The organism is Streptomyces netropsis (assembly GCF_014203545.1).
Lineage (GTDB): Bacteria > Actinomycetota > Actinomycetes > Streptomycetales > Streptomycetaceae > Streptomyces > Streptomyces netropsis.
On the sequence record NZ_JACHJG010000012.1, the window covers coordinates 101,755 to 118,604 of the forward strand.

Sequence of the window (16,850 nt, forward strand, 5' to 3'; positions counted from 1 at the left end):
ACGGCGGCGTGAGTGGCATGGATGCCATGTGGCGATAGGATCGTGCCATGCGGAGGAATCCAGCGGCCGGTACCGCGCACCACGTGGTCGTGGTGGCCCTGGAGAACGTCCTCGCCCTGGACATCGGGATCCCCCTGCAGGTCTTCGGGAGCTGGCGGGACGGGCCGTACCGGCTCACGGTGTGCGCGGAGCGGCCCGGAACCGTGCCGATGCACGGCGGCCCGGCGCTGTCCGTCGTGCACGGGCTGGACTGCCTGGAATCCGCGGACACCGTCATCGTCCCGGGCTATGTGGAACCGGAGAAGCCGTCGGACGCGGTCACGACCGCGCTGGCGCGGGCGGCTGCCCGCGGCGCCCGCATGGTGTCCATCTGTACCGGCGCGTTCGCCCTCGCCGCCGCCGGAGTGCTCGACGGGCGGCAGGCCACCACGCACTGGCAGTACGCGGCGGCTCTGGCCGAGCGGTTTCCCCGGGTGTCGGTGCGGCCGGAAGTGCTGTACGTCGACGAGGGCCAGGTTCTGACCTCGGCCGGCGTCGCCGCGGGTCTGGACCTGTGCCTGCACCTCATCCGCCGGGACCACGGCGCCCGCGTGGCCAACCAGCAGGCGCGTCTGCTGGTGGCCGCCCCGCACCGCACGGGCGGCCAGGCCCAGTTCATCGACCTGCCGGGGCGCCCGGAGCGTTCCGACGGACTGGCGCAGGTGTACGAGTGGGCACTGCGCAACCTGCACCAGCCGCTCACCGTCGACCAACTGGCGCACCGGGCCGGTACGTCCCGCCGGACCCTCATCCGCCGCTTCCACGCCGAGACCGGCCGGCCGCCCATGCGATGGCTGCTCGACGCCAGACTCGCCCGGGCGAGGGAACTCCTGGAAGCAGGCGAACCGACGGTGGAAGCCGTGGCACGGCACTGCGGCCTGGGCACACCGGCCAACTTCCGGACGTTGTTCAAAGCCCACGTCGGGGTGGCACCCAGCGTCTACCGCGAAACGTTCCACTCCGCGGCCGCCGCAGACGGCGCGTCGTTCCGCCCGGGTCCGTGACTGGTCCCGCTACAGCGTCCGAATCGCTCTGACAGCGGAGATCCGCTCGGTTCAGCCGGAGGCCCGCACGGACGGCCCGATGGGCGGGTTCACGGCGTGGCTGCTGTGGCACGTGATGGAGCAGGGCGTGATCGGCGCGCAGCCGGCGGTCGGGATGTCCAGCGCGGCCCTGGTCGGCCGGACAACGTCGGCGCCCGGGGGAGCCCGTCAGTGCGCCGGCCGATCGCGATCGACCTCGGCGACGGCGGCCGTACCTGTGTCGCCCGCGGTCGGACGCGCCCGGTCCGTGGCCGGGCTCGGGATCGTCCAGGAGGTGTGGGAGTTGACCTGGGCCGCGGTGGCCTGGGCCAGCCTTCTGTAGCGGGTGGCGATCTCCTCGGCCCGGCCGGCGGGCAGAGGGCCGCCGTGGTCCACTGCCCGCGCGATGATCTCTTCCGGTCCCAGCTCGCGGTTGGCCAGCACGACCGCATTGACGGTCGGCCGGCGCATCCGGTCGTAGCGGCGGAGCGCGGCCGCGGGGCCGCTTTCCCGGGCCAGGCACCAGGCCAGGACCCGGGTGTCGACGATGGACTGCGATCCGCCGTTCATACCCATGGGGAACATTGGATGTGCGGCGTCGCCCACCAGGGTGACCCGGCCGAAGCTCCAGCGCGCCAACGGATCACGGTCGAGCATCGGGTACTCGAGGATCGCCGACGAGTGCTCGACCAGTGCCCCGAGGTCGATCCACGGCAGGTTCCAGGACGCCATCGCGGCGTGGGCCTCCGCTGTCGTGATGCGGCGGCCGGTTTCGCCCGGAGGCGGGGCAGACGGCCCGTGCCGGACCTCCAGCACCCAGTTCATCAGGGCGTCGCCGCCCGCGGTCGCCGGGTCCTCGATCGGGTAGACGACGAACTTCGCGCCGGGGGTGCCTCCGGCCACCACGATCGAGCGGCCGTCGAGGATGTGACAGTGGTGCGCGACCCCGCGCCACATGTGGACGCCGTTCCCCGTCGGAGGGCCCTCGCCCGGGTGGAGCTGGGCGCGTACCGCGGAGTCGATGCCGTCGGCGCCGACCAGTACGTCCGCGTCTTCCACCGCGGGCAGGCCGTTCGTCCGGTCCAGGAAGTGGGCGCGGACACCGTCGGTGCTCTGCTCGAAGCGCCGGAACCGCAGGCCGGTACGGACCGCGTCCGGCCCCAGGCGCTCGCGTACCGCCGCCAGCAACAGCATGTGCAGACGCCCGCGGTGTACGGAGTGCTGCGGCCAGCGGTAGCCGGCCGCGGTTCCCAGCGGCTCCTCCCAGACCGGTTCGCCCGTCCGGTCTCGATAGCTCAGGCGATGTGGGGGCAGCGCGATGGTGGCCAGTTCGCGGGCCAGGCCGAGTTCGGAGAGTTCCCGTACGGCGTGGGGCAGCAGGTTGATCCCCACGCCTACGGCCTCGACCGCCCGCGCCGATTCGCACACCTGTGGCTCGAAACCGGCGGCGTGCAGGCTCAGGGCGCAGGTCAGCCCCGCGATGCCGCCGCCGACGACGGTCACTCTCATCGGTCTGTCCTGCCTCTCGCCGGGGCCGTGGGCACCGATCGGCACGGCGGCCATCGCCACTCGCACACCGTCCCCGGCCGCCGCTGCCATCAGCATCTGGCTACCCGCCGCGCACGTCCAGTACGCGGTGGTGACGGGCCCGGACCGCCGGTCCAACCGTCCAGCGCAAACCGGTTTCGTGTCAGGGGAGTTGACAGCCTCACGTTCATGGGGCTCCGCACACTCGAGTAGGTAGTCGCGGGTCATGTTGGACTTGGGAGTGTCGGTCAGGTCGAGTCGCACATGCTTGACGGACCCCACTCCGCCAACCTTCCGCAGACCGGGCTGGGCGTCGGGTCCCGCACGTCTTCGCCCGTGGCAGTGGACAGGTGCGTTCAGCGGCGGGGGCGGAGCCAAGGGAGCCCCTATGTGCAATGGGATTCATTTTCATTTATAGTGTGCGAGCCCCGCCCAACTCAGCCCGGAGGTTCCCATGGCCGTTCCCAAGCGGAAGATGTCCCGCAGCAACACCCGTCACCGCCGTGCCCAGTGGAAGGCCGCCACCGTCCAGCTGGTGCCCGTCACGATCGACGGCTCGGTCCACCAGGTGCCGCAGCGGCTGGTGAAGGCCTACGAGCGCGGCCTGCTGCGCCCCGAGGGCTGAGGGCGGATGACCGTGCCGACGCACGACCGGCTGCCGGTGACCGTCCTGTCCGGATTCCTCGGTGCGGGCAAGACCACCCTGCTCAACCATGTCCTGGGCAACCGCGAGGGCCTGCGCGTCGCCGTCATCGTCAACGACATGAGCGAGGTCAACATCGACGCCGCGCTGGTGCGCGGCGGCGAGGCGGCCCTCTCCCGCACCGAGGAGCGGCTCGTCGAGATGACCAACGGGTGCATCTGCTGCACCCTGCGCGACGACCTGCTGGAGGAGGTGGACAGGCTGGCCCGTGAGGGACGCTTCGACTATCTGCTGATCGAGTCGAGCGGCATCTCCGAGCCGATGCCCGTCGCCGCCACCTTCTCGTTCCCGCGCGACGACGGCGCCACCCTTGGCGACCTGGCCCGCCTCGACACCATGGTCACCATCGTCGACGCGGCCGGTTTCCTGCCCGAACTCGAGGGCGGGGACGAACTCTCGGCACGCGGACTCGACCAGTACGAGGGCGATGAACGCACCGTCAGTGACCTGCTGGTGGACCAGGTCGAGTTCGCGGACGTCATCGTCCTCAACAAGCTGGACCTCGTCGAGCGGGCCGAGGCGGCGCGCCTGCGCGCCGCGCTCTCCCGGCTCAATCCTGCCGCCCGGATCGTTCCTGCGGAACGGGGTCGCGTGCCGCTCGACGCGGTCCTCGGCACGGGAGCCTTCGACGTCGAGAAGGCGCAGCAGTCTCCCGGCCGGGTGAAGGAGATCAATGGCGACCACGTGCCGGAGACGGAGGAGTACGGCATCTCCTCCACGGTCTTCCGCTCCGACCGCCCCTTCCACCCCGGGCGGCTGTGGGCGTTCGTCACCGAGGCCCTCGACAGCGGTGCCTTCGGCCGGGTCCTGCGCTCCAAGGGATTCTTCTGGTTGGCCAGCCGTCCTCGCGTGACCGGTCTATGGTCGCAGGCCGGGTCGGTGGCCCGTTTCGAGCCGTCGGGTGCCCGCGGGCCGGAGACCGCACAGGGTCAGGAGCTGGTTTTCATCGGCACCGGCCTGCACGCCGAGGCCCTGCACGCCGCCTTGGAGGCGTGCCTGCTGGCCGAGGGAGAGCCCGTGCCCGCCGAAGACGACTTCCCCGCCTGGCAGACGTACGGAATCGACGGCGCCTGCGAGCACGAGAACGCTCTCGCCGAGGCGATGTGAGACTCCGGGCTGGACGGTGGTCGCAGCCACGGCACCGTCCAGCCCGGCAATTCCCTCTGTGACCACCCCTGACGCAGGGCCCCGCTGCGATATTCCCGACGGGGCTTCCTTGCCCCGGCCCCGAGCCGGCAGGTGGCGACAATGCCGCTCCGGTGGAAGAGGCGAGCGGACTGCGCGACATGACACCCGCGGACTTCAGGTCGGCCGTCGAGGAGGGCACCGAGGTCTCCGCGAGCAGCATGCGGCAGATGCTCGACCTGTTCACGGGCAAGCGGGTGAAGGCACTGGTCCATAACCAGCAGACCTCGGCCTCGGGCGAGCAGTATCGTTCGCGGGCGATGGCGAACGCAGTTCCCGCCGTAACACGACGAACCGAATCCCCTTACAGCGCTGCCCCACAACAGCATCCGAGCAGCACCGCGGCGGCCCCGCAACCGACCGAGCAGGCGCCGCCGAGGCTCGGCCACATGTTCTGGACGAGCGGGACCACGACGCCGAAATGAACGTCGTCAACTGGCGGGACAGCAACCGCAAGCCTGTTCCACAACTCCGGATCGGGGTGCGGTTGGTAGGCGCGCATGTTGAGGTGTCGCGTATTCGCCGCCGACGCAGCCGGAAGATCACCGTGTGTTGTCTGCCGCTGTATCGGGCCCTTGTGGGAGGCCCGTTCATCACTCCGGCTCCTGGTAGGTGTTGGGCCGTAGGAAGCGTTGGAGGATGAGGCGCAGGGTGGGGAGTTGATCGGCTGCGGTGAAGGATGGGTCGGTGACGGCGCTGGTGTAGAGAGCGGCGATGAGAGCCATGACCCAGGCTGCGGTGTCGTCCGGGTTCAGGGCGGGGTCGATCTGGCCTGCTGCGGCCGCCTTCCGCAGCAGGGTGGTGACGGTGGACCGTTCCTCGTCATTGTCACGGCTCAGCAGCGAACGACGGCAGCAACGGGGCGGTCGGTTCCCGGAGTTCATCAGGAACCAGACGCTTCGATAGATCAGCACCTACGCCCGGCATCATGCCGTACGAACATCACGTCACGTGAGACACCCTCTAAGCCTTGATTGGTGCGGCCGACCTGGCGGCCTGCTCGATCTTCGCGCAGCAGGCTGCACGGGCTTCCTCGTCGATCTGCTTCTCGTGTTCGGGGCGCACCCCGGTCCGGCCGTCGAGGCCCTCGCGCAGGATGTCGGCGTGTCCGGTATGCCGGTTGGACTCGCCGAGGACATGGACCATGACGGCGAACAGGTTCGTGTTGGGATAAGGCTCCGGCCACCACGGCACGTGGCCGGGGGTGTCGAGGGGAAGCTCGTTGATCGTCGCGTCCGAGTGTTCCCACGTGCGCCGGTAGAACCCGATGATCTGATCGCGGGTCTCGTCCTCGGTCGCCCACAGATCGCTGCCGTCGGAGTCCTGCCACCGGGGCAGCGGTTCCGGGGAAGGGCGGCCGAAGACCTCGCCGAAGTACCTGGCCTCGACGGTGGCCACGTGTTTGACCAGGCCGAGGAGGTTGGTCCCGGTCGCTGTCAAAGGTCGGCGGGCGTCGTATTCGGACAAGCCGTCGAGTTTCCAGAGCAGCGCCTTGCGGTCCCGCCGCAGTCTCCCGTGCAGGTTGTCCTTCGCGAATTCATCGATCATGCGGCATGAGCCTGCCATGGGCTGCTCGTGGTCTCAAGATCCCGTACGTGGTCCGCAACGACTGGCAGAGCCGAGGCCTGGCCATGGCCGCCACCCGGACCTGCTACAAGAAGCTCGCGAAACTTGCCACGTGAGACACCCTCTTAGGTAGCTGGTCGAGTTCGGAGTCACTGGCCTGGACGGCCGGATTACAGTCCGGGGGCAGCGCCTCTACGACCAGGGCGATTGCTTCGGCAACGGTGGTGACAACGGTGTGCGTGCCGAGTGGTGTTTGTCGGCTACCGACCCGCCAGCTGTCGTTCTCGGCGGGGCCTATCTCGAAGAGGTCATGGGAGAAGGGAGGCATGGGGGAGCGGTGGAATGTGAGCGTGCCGTGGGTGACGAACGGGGCGAGTTGGCGAAGCTCCGGGGTGTTGTATGCCCCTTCCACGAGAGGACCGTTCCACTGGCCTGCGGTCGCGGCCCTCGCCACGTCCCACGCGTACTCGACTGTGCGCCCCTCCTCGTGTGCCACTGCGCGCGGGGAGGCGGCGAGCCACCCCCGACGGCCGGCGATCACGGTGAGTGCGTCGCCACGCTGCCAGTCGTCGAGCGCCTGCGCCACGTCCGTCAGCGTCTCGGCATGCCCGGAAAGGGCTGCTCCCAGCCAGGGCATCGTCAGGTCGACCTGGATTTCGCGGCGGTCGCGTTCCAGGGCGACACGGACGATCCCGCGGTCTGCCTTGACGACGAGCGTGACCGGCCCGTGAGGTGCCGATGCCCATTCCGTGACATGCAGGGGCGCCAGGGTGATTCCGGCTGCTGCCGCGAAGCGTCGTAGCCCAGCGCCCGGGTCGCCGGCGTCGGGGCTGAGCTCCGGGTAGAGCGCGGCATCCATCTTTGGCCCGTCGTGCGGGGACTGTGCGCTCACAGGTGATCTTCCTCTCGTCCGGCTGGTCATGTTATGTGGCCGCTGTCCCAGGGGCCGAGTCCCCCACCCGAATCTGGGGCAAGTGCGGACTGCGGTGCGTCGCGGTTCATGCAAGCAGTTCGCCGGAGCCGTCTATCGGCGTGAGGCAGATGGCGGTCAGGTCAGGGACAGCAACTGCCGGTGGGTCATCAGGTAGCAGGCGAGCTTGAGGAACGCTTCGTGTCCGCGCCCGCGTCGAGCACGTCTTCGCCCGTTTGAAGACCGGGGGATTCCTCCGCGACTGCCGCCTCAAAGGCGAGGGAGTCCACCACGCCATGCTCGGCATCGCGCGCATGCACAACCTCGCCCTCGCCGGATGGACGAGCGGCCCGCACACCGCTGACGACCCCGGCGCGACCACTCAAAGATCATCTACGGGACAACCCTTGGCTTTTGACTGCTCTACTCCGAACGGGCGACATGAGGGTGGTGATGGGAGTAGAGGGGGTAATCAGAGAATGCGGTGCCTCATGCGGCATGAAGGGCTGAAGAATGAAACGCTTCTTGATCCCCACTTTGGTCACCGTCGCGGCCCTTGCCGCAGGTGGAATGGCCATCGCCGCCCCTGACGCAACGGATCATCCAGGAGCAGCGTCACTGCCTCACCACAGGCAGGCGCCCGCAGTGAACCCCGATGCGCAGCAGGCAGACGTGTATACCCGGGTTGATGCGCCCCGCGTCGTGATCCCGTCTGGCGAGGTCGGCCAATCCCTGGTCTCCTGCCCATCCGGACAAGTGCCCACGGGCGGTGGCTACAACGCCTTTGACAACGAGGTCGGCATCCAGGTCAGGACGAATTCACCGACCCTCAGCGGCTGGTTTGTTGTGGCCCGAAATACCACTTCATCCGCTGTCGAGCTCTGGGCCATTGCGATCTGCCATCCCGGCACTCAGGTCCGGCCCTCGTAATCTGCGCTGCATACCAAAGTAGAGCAACTCGTGCTGCTGTGTTCAGTGGCTGAGGTGTGCGAAGCTCGGCGAACTTCTCCATGAGCTCGTGGCGTTGAGAGGAGACGACCCGCACGGCCTGCTCAACGCCGCACTGGACCATGAGTTGCGAGGCAGACTTCAGGCAGGTGCGTGTGCTGCGCCTTCCGTGCGGATGTGGATCAGCAGGTCCTCAACCATGCTCTGGAGTCGACGCCCGTCATCACACTCCCTCACCCGCGGGATGGGCAGAGCGACGGCGACGCTGACGAGGAGGAGGTTCAGCGGGTTGCCCGCCGGACGGACCTCTCTCCCGATGAGGCACCCCGGATCCCGAACTGGAGAAGAGGTACCACCCGTCATGAACGGGGACGTGCGTCTACTGGATCCGCTGGCCCCGGCTTTGCGTCGTGATCGAAGGCGTCCGGTACGAGGTCGAACCGGCCGTAGCCGACAGTCCGGTCAGCGCGCCGCTCCGCACGTGGTGCGCCGGCTGTGGGGGCCGAATACATGTACCCCTTCCGGCGCGTCACGGTGCAGAACCGTGCTGTAGGACATACGGGGTTCGCCGGCTGTGTGAGACATCCCTCTCCCGTCGTCGTGGCGCTGGTGGCCTGGGGAGGTTGACCATGTAGTGATGACCTCCTCGCCCCGCCCGCCGCACGTTGGTGGGCGACCGGATCCGATAGACGGGACTACCGCGCTCGGTGGAGAGCCCGCTCCCGCCCGCGGGTATCTGCTGGACAATGCGCGCGCCGAGGCGGGCGAGCGATTCGTTTGGCTCGCCGAGCTGTTCGACGGTGTGACGCGCGGGCATTTCGATCGACTGGGGGTCAGGGCCGGCTCGCGCTGCTGGGAAGTGGGGGCCGGTGGCCCCAGTATCCCGGAGGCGCTCGCGGCGGCCGTCGGTCCGACCGGGTACGTGCTGACCACGGACATCGACCCGTCGTGGCTGAAGACAGGCGACGGGTACGAGGTGCGCCGGCATGACGTCGCCGCTGATCCGCCCCCGGAGCCGGGGACGTTCGATCTGGTGCACGCCCGGCTCGTGCTGGTCCATGTACCCGACCGGGCTCGGGCGTTGGCCACGATGGCGGCAGCGCTACGGCCCGGCGGCTGGCTGCTGGTCGAGGACGCCGATACCGCTCTGCAGCCACTGGCATGCCTGGACGACAGCGGCCCTGCGCAGCGGCGGGCCAACCGGCTGCGCGACGCGGTCCGGGAGCTGCTGACGCGCCGCGGCGCGGACCTGCGCTACGGCCGGACACTGCCGCGGGCATTGCGTGAGGCCGGCTTGGTAGATGTCGCCGCAGCGGGCTCTTTCCCGGTCGGCGGGCTGGCCTGCGACCGGCTGGAGGCGGCGACCATCCGGCACGTGCGCGGCGAGCTGCTCGCGGCCGGCCTGGCCGACGACGCCGAGATCGACGCGCACCTGGCCGCCATCCACGCGGGCAAACTCGACCTGACACTCGCGCCGCTGATCTCGGCCTGGGGACGCCGTCCAGCCGAGCACCCGCCGGCACTCGGTTAGGTGCGGATCCAGGCATTGTCCGACCTGCCCACAGCGCTGTTCGTCGAGGGAGGCCAGGCAGCTCGCGCAGGTGCGCGCCGCGCGTCACCGGAGCTGGGGCCAACCCGCGCACGGGCTTCGAAGATCACGGAGTTCTCGACGCCCCGTGATCCGAGTGGAGGACCGTGCCTGCCGAGGCATCATCCCCGATCCCGGCTGCTCTTGACCAACTCCGCGAGCAGCCCGAACCCCGCCCCGAGGAGATCCCGGGGCTGCTGGAGCGTCTGACCGAAGTGCCCGACCCGCGTGACCCGCGCAGAGCGCGCCACGACCTGGCCGCCGTGCTCGCGCTGAGCGCGTGTGCCGTACTGACCGGAGCCACCTCACTGCTGGCGGTCGGCGAGTGGATCGCCGACGCCCCGACCTGCGTGCTCGAACGCCTCGGTATCCGTTGTGATCCTCTGCTGCCTGGGCCCGAAGGCCCCAAGCCACGCGGCACCGCCAACCGCCCTGCCGGCAGAGCGTACAAACCACCGCCAGGCAGTCCGATGGGTGGGGCATCCCCGGGAGGTGCGGCCGGCCCCGGAACGGCAGGGCGTGTGCACGTACGGCATGTGCTGGTATCACTTCCGTACGCCCCTGATGTCACCCCACACGCCGCGGCGGTTCCTCGAAGGCACCGAGGCCGCAGGGCATGCTCCGGAACGGATCGTCGGCCGTCGGCCGACTGCCGCTGAGCAGAAGGGAACGCATATGCGTCTTCGTCATGCGATTGGTGGCGCCCTCGGCGCCCTCGCCCTTATCGTGACCGTCCCTACTTCGGCCAACGCCGCGACTGGTCAGTTCGTTTTCACTTACAACCGTGACGGCAAAACCATCGAGGGCAGGCTGCACGACCCGAAGGCCCGGGAGTGCATCGACCTGGACGAGGTCGCCAAGCCGGATTCGACGCCCGCGCACTCCCCGCGCAACCGCACCAACAGCATCGCGACGGTGTACACCGACCTTGAGTGCGAGGGCGAGTCCTTCGCCCTGAAGGCGCACAGTGGCTACGGCGGCGAGGGGCTCAAGTTCCGCTCCGTCGTCTTCAACCAGTAATCCCGCAGCCGGCGACCGCCCCAGGTTCCTCCAGCCGCACGTGAGCCGCTGCTGGAGGGGCCAGATGTGCAAACAGCATGAACCTCCTTCAGCCCGTCCAGGGGCGTATCCACAGGCGTATGGCAGCGACGGTCACGGTGCCGTGGAACACGTACGTTCTCTTGTCGGAGCGAGTGGCCACAGCCCGGTAATTCTTCAAACGGTTGATCAGCCGCTCCACCTCGTTGCGGCGCTTGCAGACCGTCGTGTCGAAGCCGGTGGGCCGGCCGCCTGCGCTGCCGCGACGCTTGCGGTTGGCCCGCTGGTCGTTCCGCTCGGGAATGGTGTGCTTGATCAGCCGACGCCGCAAGTATCGGCGGTTCCGGCGGGACGAATAGGCTTTGTCGTCGCTCAGGTGGCCTGGCCTGGCCGGGTACGAGGATGACCACCGGTCGGGCCCGGCGCCCGCCCACGTTCCAGAACCGGAATCACCTGTGGGGCGTCACCCCACTGCCCAGGTGTCACCAGCATGGCCAACGGCCGCAATCCGCCCTCACCTACCACGTGGATCTGCGTCGTCAACCCGCCGCGTGAACGACCCAGGGCCTCATCGGGACGGGCTGCGTCGGACGGGTGCGCTTTCCGGGATTGCGCGGCGCCTCCTTGCGTGCGCCCACGGCATGTTGATGAGCCCGGCACACCGTGGAGTCCACGCTGACCATCGACCAGCCGATACTGCCGGTCGCGTCGGCATCAGCCTGGACTGCCTGCAGGATCTGTTCCACGCCTGTCCCGCTCGGCTCAGTTTCCCTGTGCGGTGAAAGCCGCGTAGGCGGCCTCGTCGAAGAGGACGAAGCGCACCTCTTCCACGGACGTGCGTGCGGCGTCGTCCATCGGCCAGCGGAAAATGCCGGTGGAGACGGCGGGGAAAGCGACCGTCTTCGCGCCCAGCTCGTCGGCGACCCGGAGCGATTCGCGGTAGCAGGAGTCCAGAAGGTTCGAGCGGTCCTCCTCCCGGGAGAACACCGGGCCCACGGTGTTGAGCATTCACCCACCCCTGAGTCCCCGTTCATAGGGCCATTGCACAGACGCGCCCCGGCTCTGGCGGGAGTTTTTCGTTGCCGTCAGGGCCGAGATCGGAAACGAGCTGCGCCATGTCCGGCTGCCTCTCCGGCCGGAATCCGCGGCGGAGAGACGGGGGATGGCCGGGAGGTGGACGGGCGCGGCGTCAGTCTGGTGCGGCGGGTGTTCTGTTGGTGCTGCGGGCTGCCTGTACGCGGGAGTCGATCCACGCGCAGAGCTCGTCGAGGGCGGTCTCGGTCCGCTCCTTGTCTCCGGTGATGAGGTAGTCCCCTTGCAGGCCGGAGAAGGCGCTGTTGAGCAGGGTGGCCGTGGTGAGGGCGTTGCTTTTCGATGTCCTGGACCAGGCATCGGACATCACCGACGCCCAGCCATGGCAGGAGAACGACGAGTGCCCCTCCGGCGTGGAGATCACCTTCTCCACCGGCGCCCGGATCTGGATGGCCATCACCGGCGGCTCCGCCACGGGCACAGATCCCACCGCCCCCCGACCACCCCCGCACAGATGCCTTGGCCAAACCTGTACGCGAACGGGAAGGTCACCCCCGCCCGGGCCGAGCTTTAACTGTCGGCAGCCCTGGCCAACGGCGCCTCACCGAAGGTCAGCAGTACCTTCGGCCATTCGGACCGCGGGTCCGCTCAGCACCCCGGCGCCGGCGTGATCTTCTACGACGGCGCCCGGATATTCGCCCCGTTTGTCCACACCGCGGGAGCCGGACAGAACCGTGGACAGAGGAAATTCCGTCTGCAATCCGAATTCTGAGCCACACCGGCGGGCCTGGCAGCAGTGATGCGGGGCGAGCCGTCCTGGCGCGGACGGAGCATGGGGAGCGGTTCCGTAGCGCAGTCACTGGTCGAACTGGATGTCAAAGACCAGGAGTTCGCGTTGTGCCGCTGCTACGAGGAAGCCGTTGGCCGCGAAGGTGAGACTTTCGACCGGGTAGGGGGCTGGGACGGCTTCCCGCAGGTTGCCCGTTTCGAGGTCCCGGACCTCGATCAGGTCCGGCTCCTTCACTGTCACCAGTGCGGCGAGGGGCTCTCCGAGCGTGCCTGTGCAGGTCAGGGCTTTCACCCGATCCGGCAGTTCGAACGAAGCCGCGCACCGGCCGTCGAGCAGGTCGATCACGGCCAGGCTGGCGTCCTCAAAGGCCACGGTCACTGACGGGATGCCGTCCCGGCACGCCTCGGCGAGGCAGGTGACCCCGCGGGTCGGCAACTGGTGGGCGGCGCCACGCTTCCCGGTGCTGAGGTCCCAGAGGGTCAGTACGTCGTTGGGGCCAGCGGTGACGAGGAAGGGGGCGTCCGCTATGCGTGTGCAGATCACCGGGCCTTCATGGAGTTTCAGGACAGCGTGTTCCCGGTCGGCAGCGACGTCCCAGAGGATGACGGCCTGCTGGCCGCGGGCGGCGCGCTGGGCCAGGACTGCAAGGGGTCTTCCGTCGACATTGGTCAGACCGACAAGGTAGGCACCGGCCGGGCCGCCCAGGCGGCGGCTGTCCCGGCTCCCACCGTCCCACACCCACTGCTCGGAGCCCCGAGGTTCATCGCCGACGGTGACGGCGTAGAAGGGGGACGTGCCATCGGACAGGGCCGCGTAGCCGACGGGCCAGGCGTGCGAATGGATCCGCGCCACGACACTCCCGTCCCGGAGGTTCCACAGCACCACTTCACCGGTGCGGAGCTCGTCGCCCCAGTCGTCGCCGCCGGCGGTGAGCACCACTGGCTCACCGTCGAACCTGCCGCAGGCTGTTGCCTGGATCGGATGGACTGGGCCTTCGATGGGGGCAGGGAGGCCGGGGGCTTCGCGCAGATCCCAGACCAGCGTCTCGGAGAAGCGGGACGACGTCACGGCCACCGGGATGCCGTCGGCGTAGACGCAGTGGACCATGTCGATGGAGCGGACTCTGGGCAGACGCATCTCGCGCTGCCGCCCGGAGTCCAGTTCCCAGACGGAGAGCCGCCCATCGTTCACGACGTTGCCGAATCCGCGGGACTCCCCCGTGATCAGCAGCGGTGTGCCGTCCACGACGAGGCAGTCCATGTCCTGCACCGCGGTTCGCTGGATCGGTGAGGGTCGCACTGTCATGGTCCGCAGGTCCCAGACCGTGACGGTGTCGTTTGTGGCGGTGACGGCAACCGGGACCCCCGTCACTTCCGTGCAGGTGATGGCTCGTGTCCCCCCACTCGCCTCGCCGAGTTCGGCACGCAGTGCACCGGTTCGGAGATCCCAGACCGTGATGGGTCGCTCTGGGTGTTCCAGGGATGTCGTGATGGCCACGAGGGCTACGGGTGCGTCATCGATGGCGGTGCAGGCGAGGGTGGTGTCCCAGCCACCCCTCGCCCCCTCGAACGGCAGCGTGCGCAGTCGGCGTCCGGTCCGCAGATCCCAGACCATCACGCCCAACCCCGCGCAGGTGACGGCCACCGGGGTGCCGTCCACAACCGTGCAAGCCATGGCCTCGAGTCGGGGCGGGTGGTCGTCGAGGGCGCACCGCCGGCGGCCGCTGCGCAGATCCCACACCACCACCTCGTCCCTGGTGCCGTCGAATGCGTGCGACACGCCGACCGGCTCGCCGTCAACCTCAGCGCAGGCCACGTGCAGGACACCTGAGTGCTTGCCTCTGAGCCGGAAGTGTCCGCTGAAAACGGCGGTCGCCTGTCCCGTTGTCAGGTCCGACACGACGACCTGGCCGCCCCGGGCGGCGACGAGGACGGCGACGCCGTCGACGGTGCTGACCGCCACCGCAGAAGAGCCGGTGAGCGAGGAGTGAAGGAAGGGGTTGAGCATGCCTCCGGTGGCCCAGCGAGGGCGCACCGAGAGACCGTCGTTGAGCGCGAGTGAGAGGTCGGTGGCCCGGTAGCGGGCAGCGTCGACGGCGAGGATCCGCCGTCGACGGGCGGGCGTGGTGGTGCGATGAGCGTGCGAGGAGGCCGTGTACACGTCGCGAGCCGTACGCCCGGCCGGTGTGCGCGTGTGGCGCAGGGCGGGCAACAGGGTGTCGGGATCACTGTGGATCAAGTAGCCGACATCCGAGGCCAAGCTGTCCATCCGGTCGGCGGCCACTGCATGGCTGGCGAGGTGACGTAGGGCGTAGGGGTGGGCGCGGGACCAGTCCCTGGTCGCGTCGGCGCGGTAGGGGATGTCGCTGAGCACCTTCACGAACGCCTGGTGCACTGCTCGTTCCCACTCGGCGGCCGGTTGAGTCCCGGCGGTGCCCGGTCTGTCCTGCCGCAGGGATTCGGCGAGCGCCTGGTGGTAGAGCCGGTACACCGAGCGTCCGGCCTCCTGGGTCTCCACGACGTACGCGCCGGCCTGGTCTTGGAGCCAGCTCAGGTCGGCGTCGGTGTACGGGTGGCCGGAGACCGCGGAGGCCAAGGGCGCCCATATGTCCTCCCAGGGCAACCCCTGGCCCCGGGCATAGGCCAAGGGGCGCAGCAGGTCCCGGGCCCGGTCCGCGTCCCGGCCGAGCCGGGTATCGAGGTCTTTCCGCATGGCCGTGTCGGCCAGCCGGGGCAGCGATCGGGTCCAGGCCGCGTCGGTCGGGTCGGCGGGGGCGTCCGCGGCCGCAAGGGTGCCGGCGACGATCCGCGCGACGAGGAAGGAGCCGTCTGCCGCACCCACCACGGCCTGGGCGGTGGCTTGTACCCGGGGGAGCGGGAGGTCCCGGTATGGGCTGTCGGGTTCTGCGTCGAGCAGGCACCGGATGGTGTACCGGTGCAGGCCGTCGGAGTCGGCATAAGGCGGTTCCGCGAGGTCGACGACCACCGGTGGCGGCCAGTGACTCGCGCGCCCGTACAGCGCCTGTTCGCCCCCGGGCTCGAGCAGGGGCAGCAGGTGTGGGCGGGTGCCCAGGAGCAGGCGCACGGGCCGGGATTCGCTGTCGGTGCTGGCGGCGAGGAGGGGGCGCAGCAGGCTCGTCGCCAGGTCGTATGGGTCCACCGCCTCGTCGAGGGCGTCGAGAAGGACGGCGAAGGGCCGATCACCGTGGTGGCGACGCCGGCGGAGCACCGTGATCAACGCATCGGTGTCGGCTGCCGTCGATCCCAGCGCGGCCGCGAGTCCCGCGTGGACCTGTCGTGTCGTCAGGCCTCCGGCATACAGCGCCAGGTCGATGCTGCCGACCGGTGGCTGTGCGGGGCGAGGAAGGCCGAGGCTGTTGAGGGGGACGGACCTTCTGCGTGCGGCATTGGTGAGGGCCGCCACGAGGCCCAGGAGCGCCGTCTTCCCCGCACCGGGGCCCGCGGTGACGGCGAGCGCCGGGGCGTGTGTCTTGGGAGTGGCCAGCCAGGAGGCGATGTCGGTGAGTGCGGCGTGGCGGCCGGAGAACCACCAGGACCCGACGCCGGCGGGGCGTCCGGAGCTGTCCTGCGGCACGGCCCGCGCACTGCGGAGGAAGCGGTTTTGGAACTCCTGTTCCCGGCGTTCGGCCTCGTACTGCCAACTGGCGGCTTGTTGGAGGCTCAGGTCCAGGCTCGGTTCGGGGCCCAGGCCCGGACCTGCTGGCCGGTGGCGGGGGTTGGGGAGGAAGGCGGGCAGGGCAGGGAGGAAGTCGGGCACGGGTCCGCTCAGACCGATGCCGGCCCAGCCGATGTGCTGGTGGGCCGGGCGGGCCGGGTTGGCGTTCATCGCACCAACGACGGTTCCCAGGTCCAGGGCAGCAGGGAGCCGGCCAGCTGTCGCGGGAGAGCTGATCGCTTCGGCAAGGAGGCGCGGGAAGGCGCCGGGACTGGCCTGTTCGAAGGGGCGGGTCGCCGTGATGATCACCAGGCCTGAGTCGCCGGGGCCGCTCCAGTCGCGTTCCATGCCGCTCAGCGCGGCGGCGGCGGCCTGGTTACCGCCCTGCCCCGAGTAGCAGGTGTCGAGGATCAGCAGGAGCCGGCGCAGTGGGGTTTCGAGCAGCATGGCCTCGGCCAGCCGCACGGTCGGCAGCAGGAAGGCCTCGTCGGCCGGATCGGCGTCCGCGGCCACCAGGACGTGGCGGCCGTTCTCAAGGATCTGTCCGTGGCAGCTAAGATATACAACCAGATGGTCCTCGGCCGTGATCTCCTGGCGGCACAGAGCGCGGAGACCTTGTGCCAAGTCGTCCTCGGTGGGGTTCATACCCGGTTGAGGGAGGAGTGTGTAGCCGAGGGGGCCGGTGAAGATGTCGACGATTTGTTGCCGCGCGGTGGTGAGGGCGGGTACGTCGAGTTGCCGTGCCTGCGTGTGGCGTGCGACGGCCGCGGCGATCAGCAGCCGTCGTCCCGGACCGTCTCCCCGCGGGTCCGCTTTCGCCATCGGCT

General features: G+C 69.4%; 15 protein-coding genes and 3 pseudogenes. 10 read left to right on the forward strand and 8 right to left on the reverse strand.

Features of this window, described 5'->3' with window-relative positions; all coding sequences use genetic code 11:
• The first annotated feature begins 47 nt into the window (after nt 1-47).
• A complete protein-coding gene (locus FHS38_RS25775) occupies nt 48-1,043 on the forward strand; it encodes a GlxA family transcriptional regulator (RefSeq protein ID WP_184737366.1) in 996 nt (331 codons plus the stop codon).
• A 207-nt stretch (nt 1,044-1,250) separates the two neighbouring features.
• Here FHS38_RS25775 and FHS38_RS25780 read toward each other — a convergent pair whose 3' ends face one another.
• Complete coding sequence (locus FHS38_RS25780; protein WP_184737610.1) at nt 1,251-2,570, reverse strand: FAD-dependent monooxygenase; 1,320 nt, start codon at nt 2,568-2,570, stop codon at nt 1,251-1,253.
• A gap of 472 nt (nt 2,571-3,042) precedes the next feature.
• Here FHS38_RS25780 and rpmF point away from each other — a divergent pair, with 472 nt between their 5' ends.
• The 3 genes from rpmF (at nt 3,043) to FHS38_RS25795 (ending at nt 4,901) form a co-directional block, all read left to right on the forward strand.
• Nucleotides 3,043-3,213, forward strand: coding sequence for a 50S ribosomal protein L32 (gene rpmF, locus FHS38_RS25785; protein WP_184737368.1), 171 nt, complete (start codon nt 3,043-3,045; stop codon nt 3,211-3,213).
• Nucleotides 3,214-3,219: 6 nt separating this feature from the next.
• On the forward strand, nt 3,220-4,398 hold the full coding sequence (locus FHS38_RS25790) for a GTP-binding protein (protein ID WP_184737370.1): 1,179 nt from the start codon (nt 3,220-3,222) through the stop codon (nt 4,396-4,398).
• 152 nt (nt 4,399-4,550) lie between these two features.
• A complete protein-coding gene (locus tag FHS38_RS25795; protein ID WP_184737372.1) occupies nt 4,551-4,901 on the forward strand; it encodes a TroA family protein in 351 nt (116 codons plus the stop codon).
• Between the two features lie 168 nt (nt 4,902-5,069).
• Here the strand turns inward: FHS38_RS25795 and FHS38_RS25800 are convergent, their stop codons facing one another.
• Nucleotides 5,070-5,390 carry a hypothetical protein gene (locus tag FHS38_RS25800; protein ID WP_229821950.1) on the reverse strand — a complete coding sequence of 107 codons (321 nt, stop codon included), beginning with the start codon at nt 5,388-5,390 and terminating at the stop codon, nt 5,070-5,072.
• Nucleotides 5,391-5,439: 49 nt separating this feature from the next.
• Nucleotides 5,440-6,024: a DinB family protein gene (locus FHS38_RS25805; RefSeq protein ID WP_184737374.1), complete on the reverse strand. Its 585-nt coding sequence runs from the start codon at nt 6,022-6,024 to the stop codon at nt 5,440-5,442.
• A 5-nt stretch (nt 6,025-6,029) separates the two neighbouring features.
• On the opposite strand from FHS38_RS25805, the gene FHS38_RS35635 reads away from it, so the two are divergent.
• Nucleotides 6,030-6,158 (forward strand): hypothetical protein, encoded by a 129-nt coding sequence (locus tag FHS38_RS35635; RefSeq protein ID WP_260420916.1) that lies wholly within the window; start codon nt 6,030-6,032, stop codon nt 6,156-6,158.
• Here FHS38_RS35635 and FHS38_RS25810 read toward each other — a convergent pair.
• Nucleotides 6,128-6,934 (reverse strand): DUF6193 family natural product biosynthesis protein, encoded by an 807-nt coding sequence (locus tag FHS38_RS25810; protein WP_184737376.1) that lies wholly within the window; start codon nt 6,932-6,934, stop codon nt 6,128-6,130. The genes FHS38_RS35635 and FHS38_RS25810 overlap by 31 nt on opposite strands.
• A gap of 218 nt (nt 6,935-7,152) precedes the next feature.
• Between FHS38_RS25810 and FHS38_RS25815 the strand changes: the two are divergent.
• The 5 genes and pseudogenes from FHS38_RS25815 to FHS38_RS25835 form a co-directional block, all read left to right on the forward strand.
• A pseudogene (locus tag FHS38_RS25815) lies at nt 7,153-7,290 on the forward strand (transposase); the annotation flags it as partial.
• Nucleotides 7,291-7,465: 175 nt separating this feature from the next.
• Nucleotides 7,466-7,882: a hypothetical protein gene (locus tag FHS38_RS25820; RefSeq protein ID WP_184737378.1), complete on the forward strand. Its 417-nt coding sequence runs from the start codon at nt 7,466-7,468 to the stop codon at nt 7,880-7,882.
• A gap of 655 nt (nt 7,883-8,537) precedes the next feature.
• Entirely contained in the window at nt 8,538-9,431 is an 894-nt protein-coding gene (locus FHS38_RS25825; protein ID WP_184737380.1) for a methyltransferase domain-containing protein, read from the forward strand.
• Nucleotides 9,432-9,703: 272 nt separating this feature from the next.
• A complete protein-coding gene (locus FHS38_RS35640) occupies nt 9,704-10,147 on the forward strand; it encodes a transposase family protein (RefSeq protein ID WP_229822086.1) in 444 nt (147 codons plus the stop codon).
• A 16-nt stretch (nt 10,148-10,163) separates the two neighbouring features.
• Nucleotides 10,164-10,508, forward strand: a complete 345-nt coding sequence (locus FHS38_RS25835; protein ID WP_184737382.1) for a hypothetical protein — start codon at nt 10,164-10,166, stop codon at nt 10,506-10,508.
• 88 nt (nt 10,509-10,596) lie between these two features.
• Here FHS38_RS25835 and FHS38_RS25840 read toward each other — a convergent pair.
• The 4 genes and pseudogenes from FHS38_RS25840 to FHS38_RS25855 form a co-directional block, all read right to left on the reverse strand.
• Nucleotides 10,597-11,404: pseudogene (locus FHS38_RS25840) on the reverse strand (IS5 family transposase); the annotation flags it as partial.
• Nucleotides 11,289-11,534: pseudogene (locus FHS38_RS25845) on the reverse strand (macro domain-containing protein); the annotation flags it as partial. The pseudogenes FHS38_RS25845 and FHS38_RS25840, both read right to left, overlap by 116 nt.
• Before the next feature lie 181 nt (nt 11,535-11,715).
• The gene (locus FHS38_RS25850) at nt 11,716-12,015 is read right to left on the reverse strand and encodes a hypothetical protein (protein ID WP_184737384.1); all 300 of its coding nucleotides are present in this window, start codon (nt 12,013-12,015) and stop codon (nt 11,716-11,718) included.
• Between the two features lie 399 nt (nt 12,016-12,414).
• Nucleotides 12,415-16,845, reverse strand: coding sequence for a WD40 repeat domain-containing protein (locus FHS38_RS25855; protein WP_184737386.1), 4,431 nt, complete (start codon nt 16,843-16,845; stop codon nt 12,415-12,417).
• Nucleotides 16,846-16,850 lie beyond the last annotated feature (5 nt).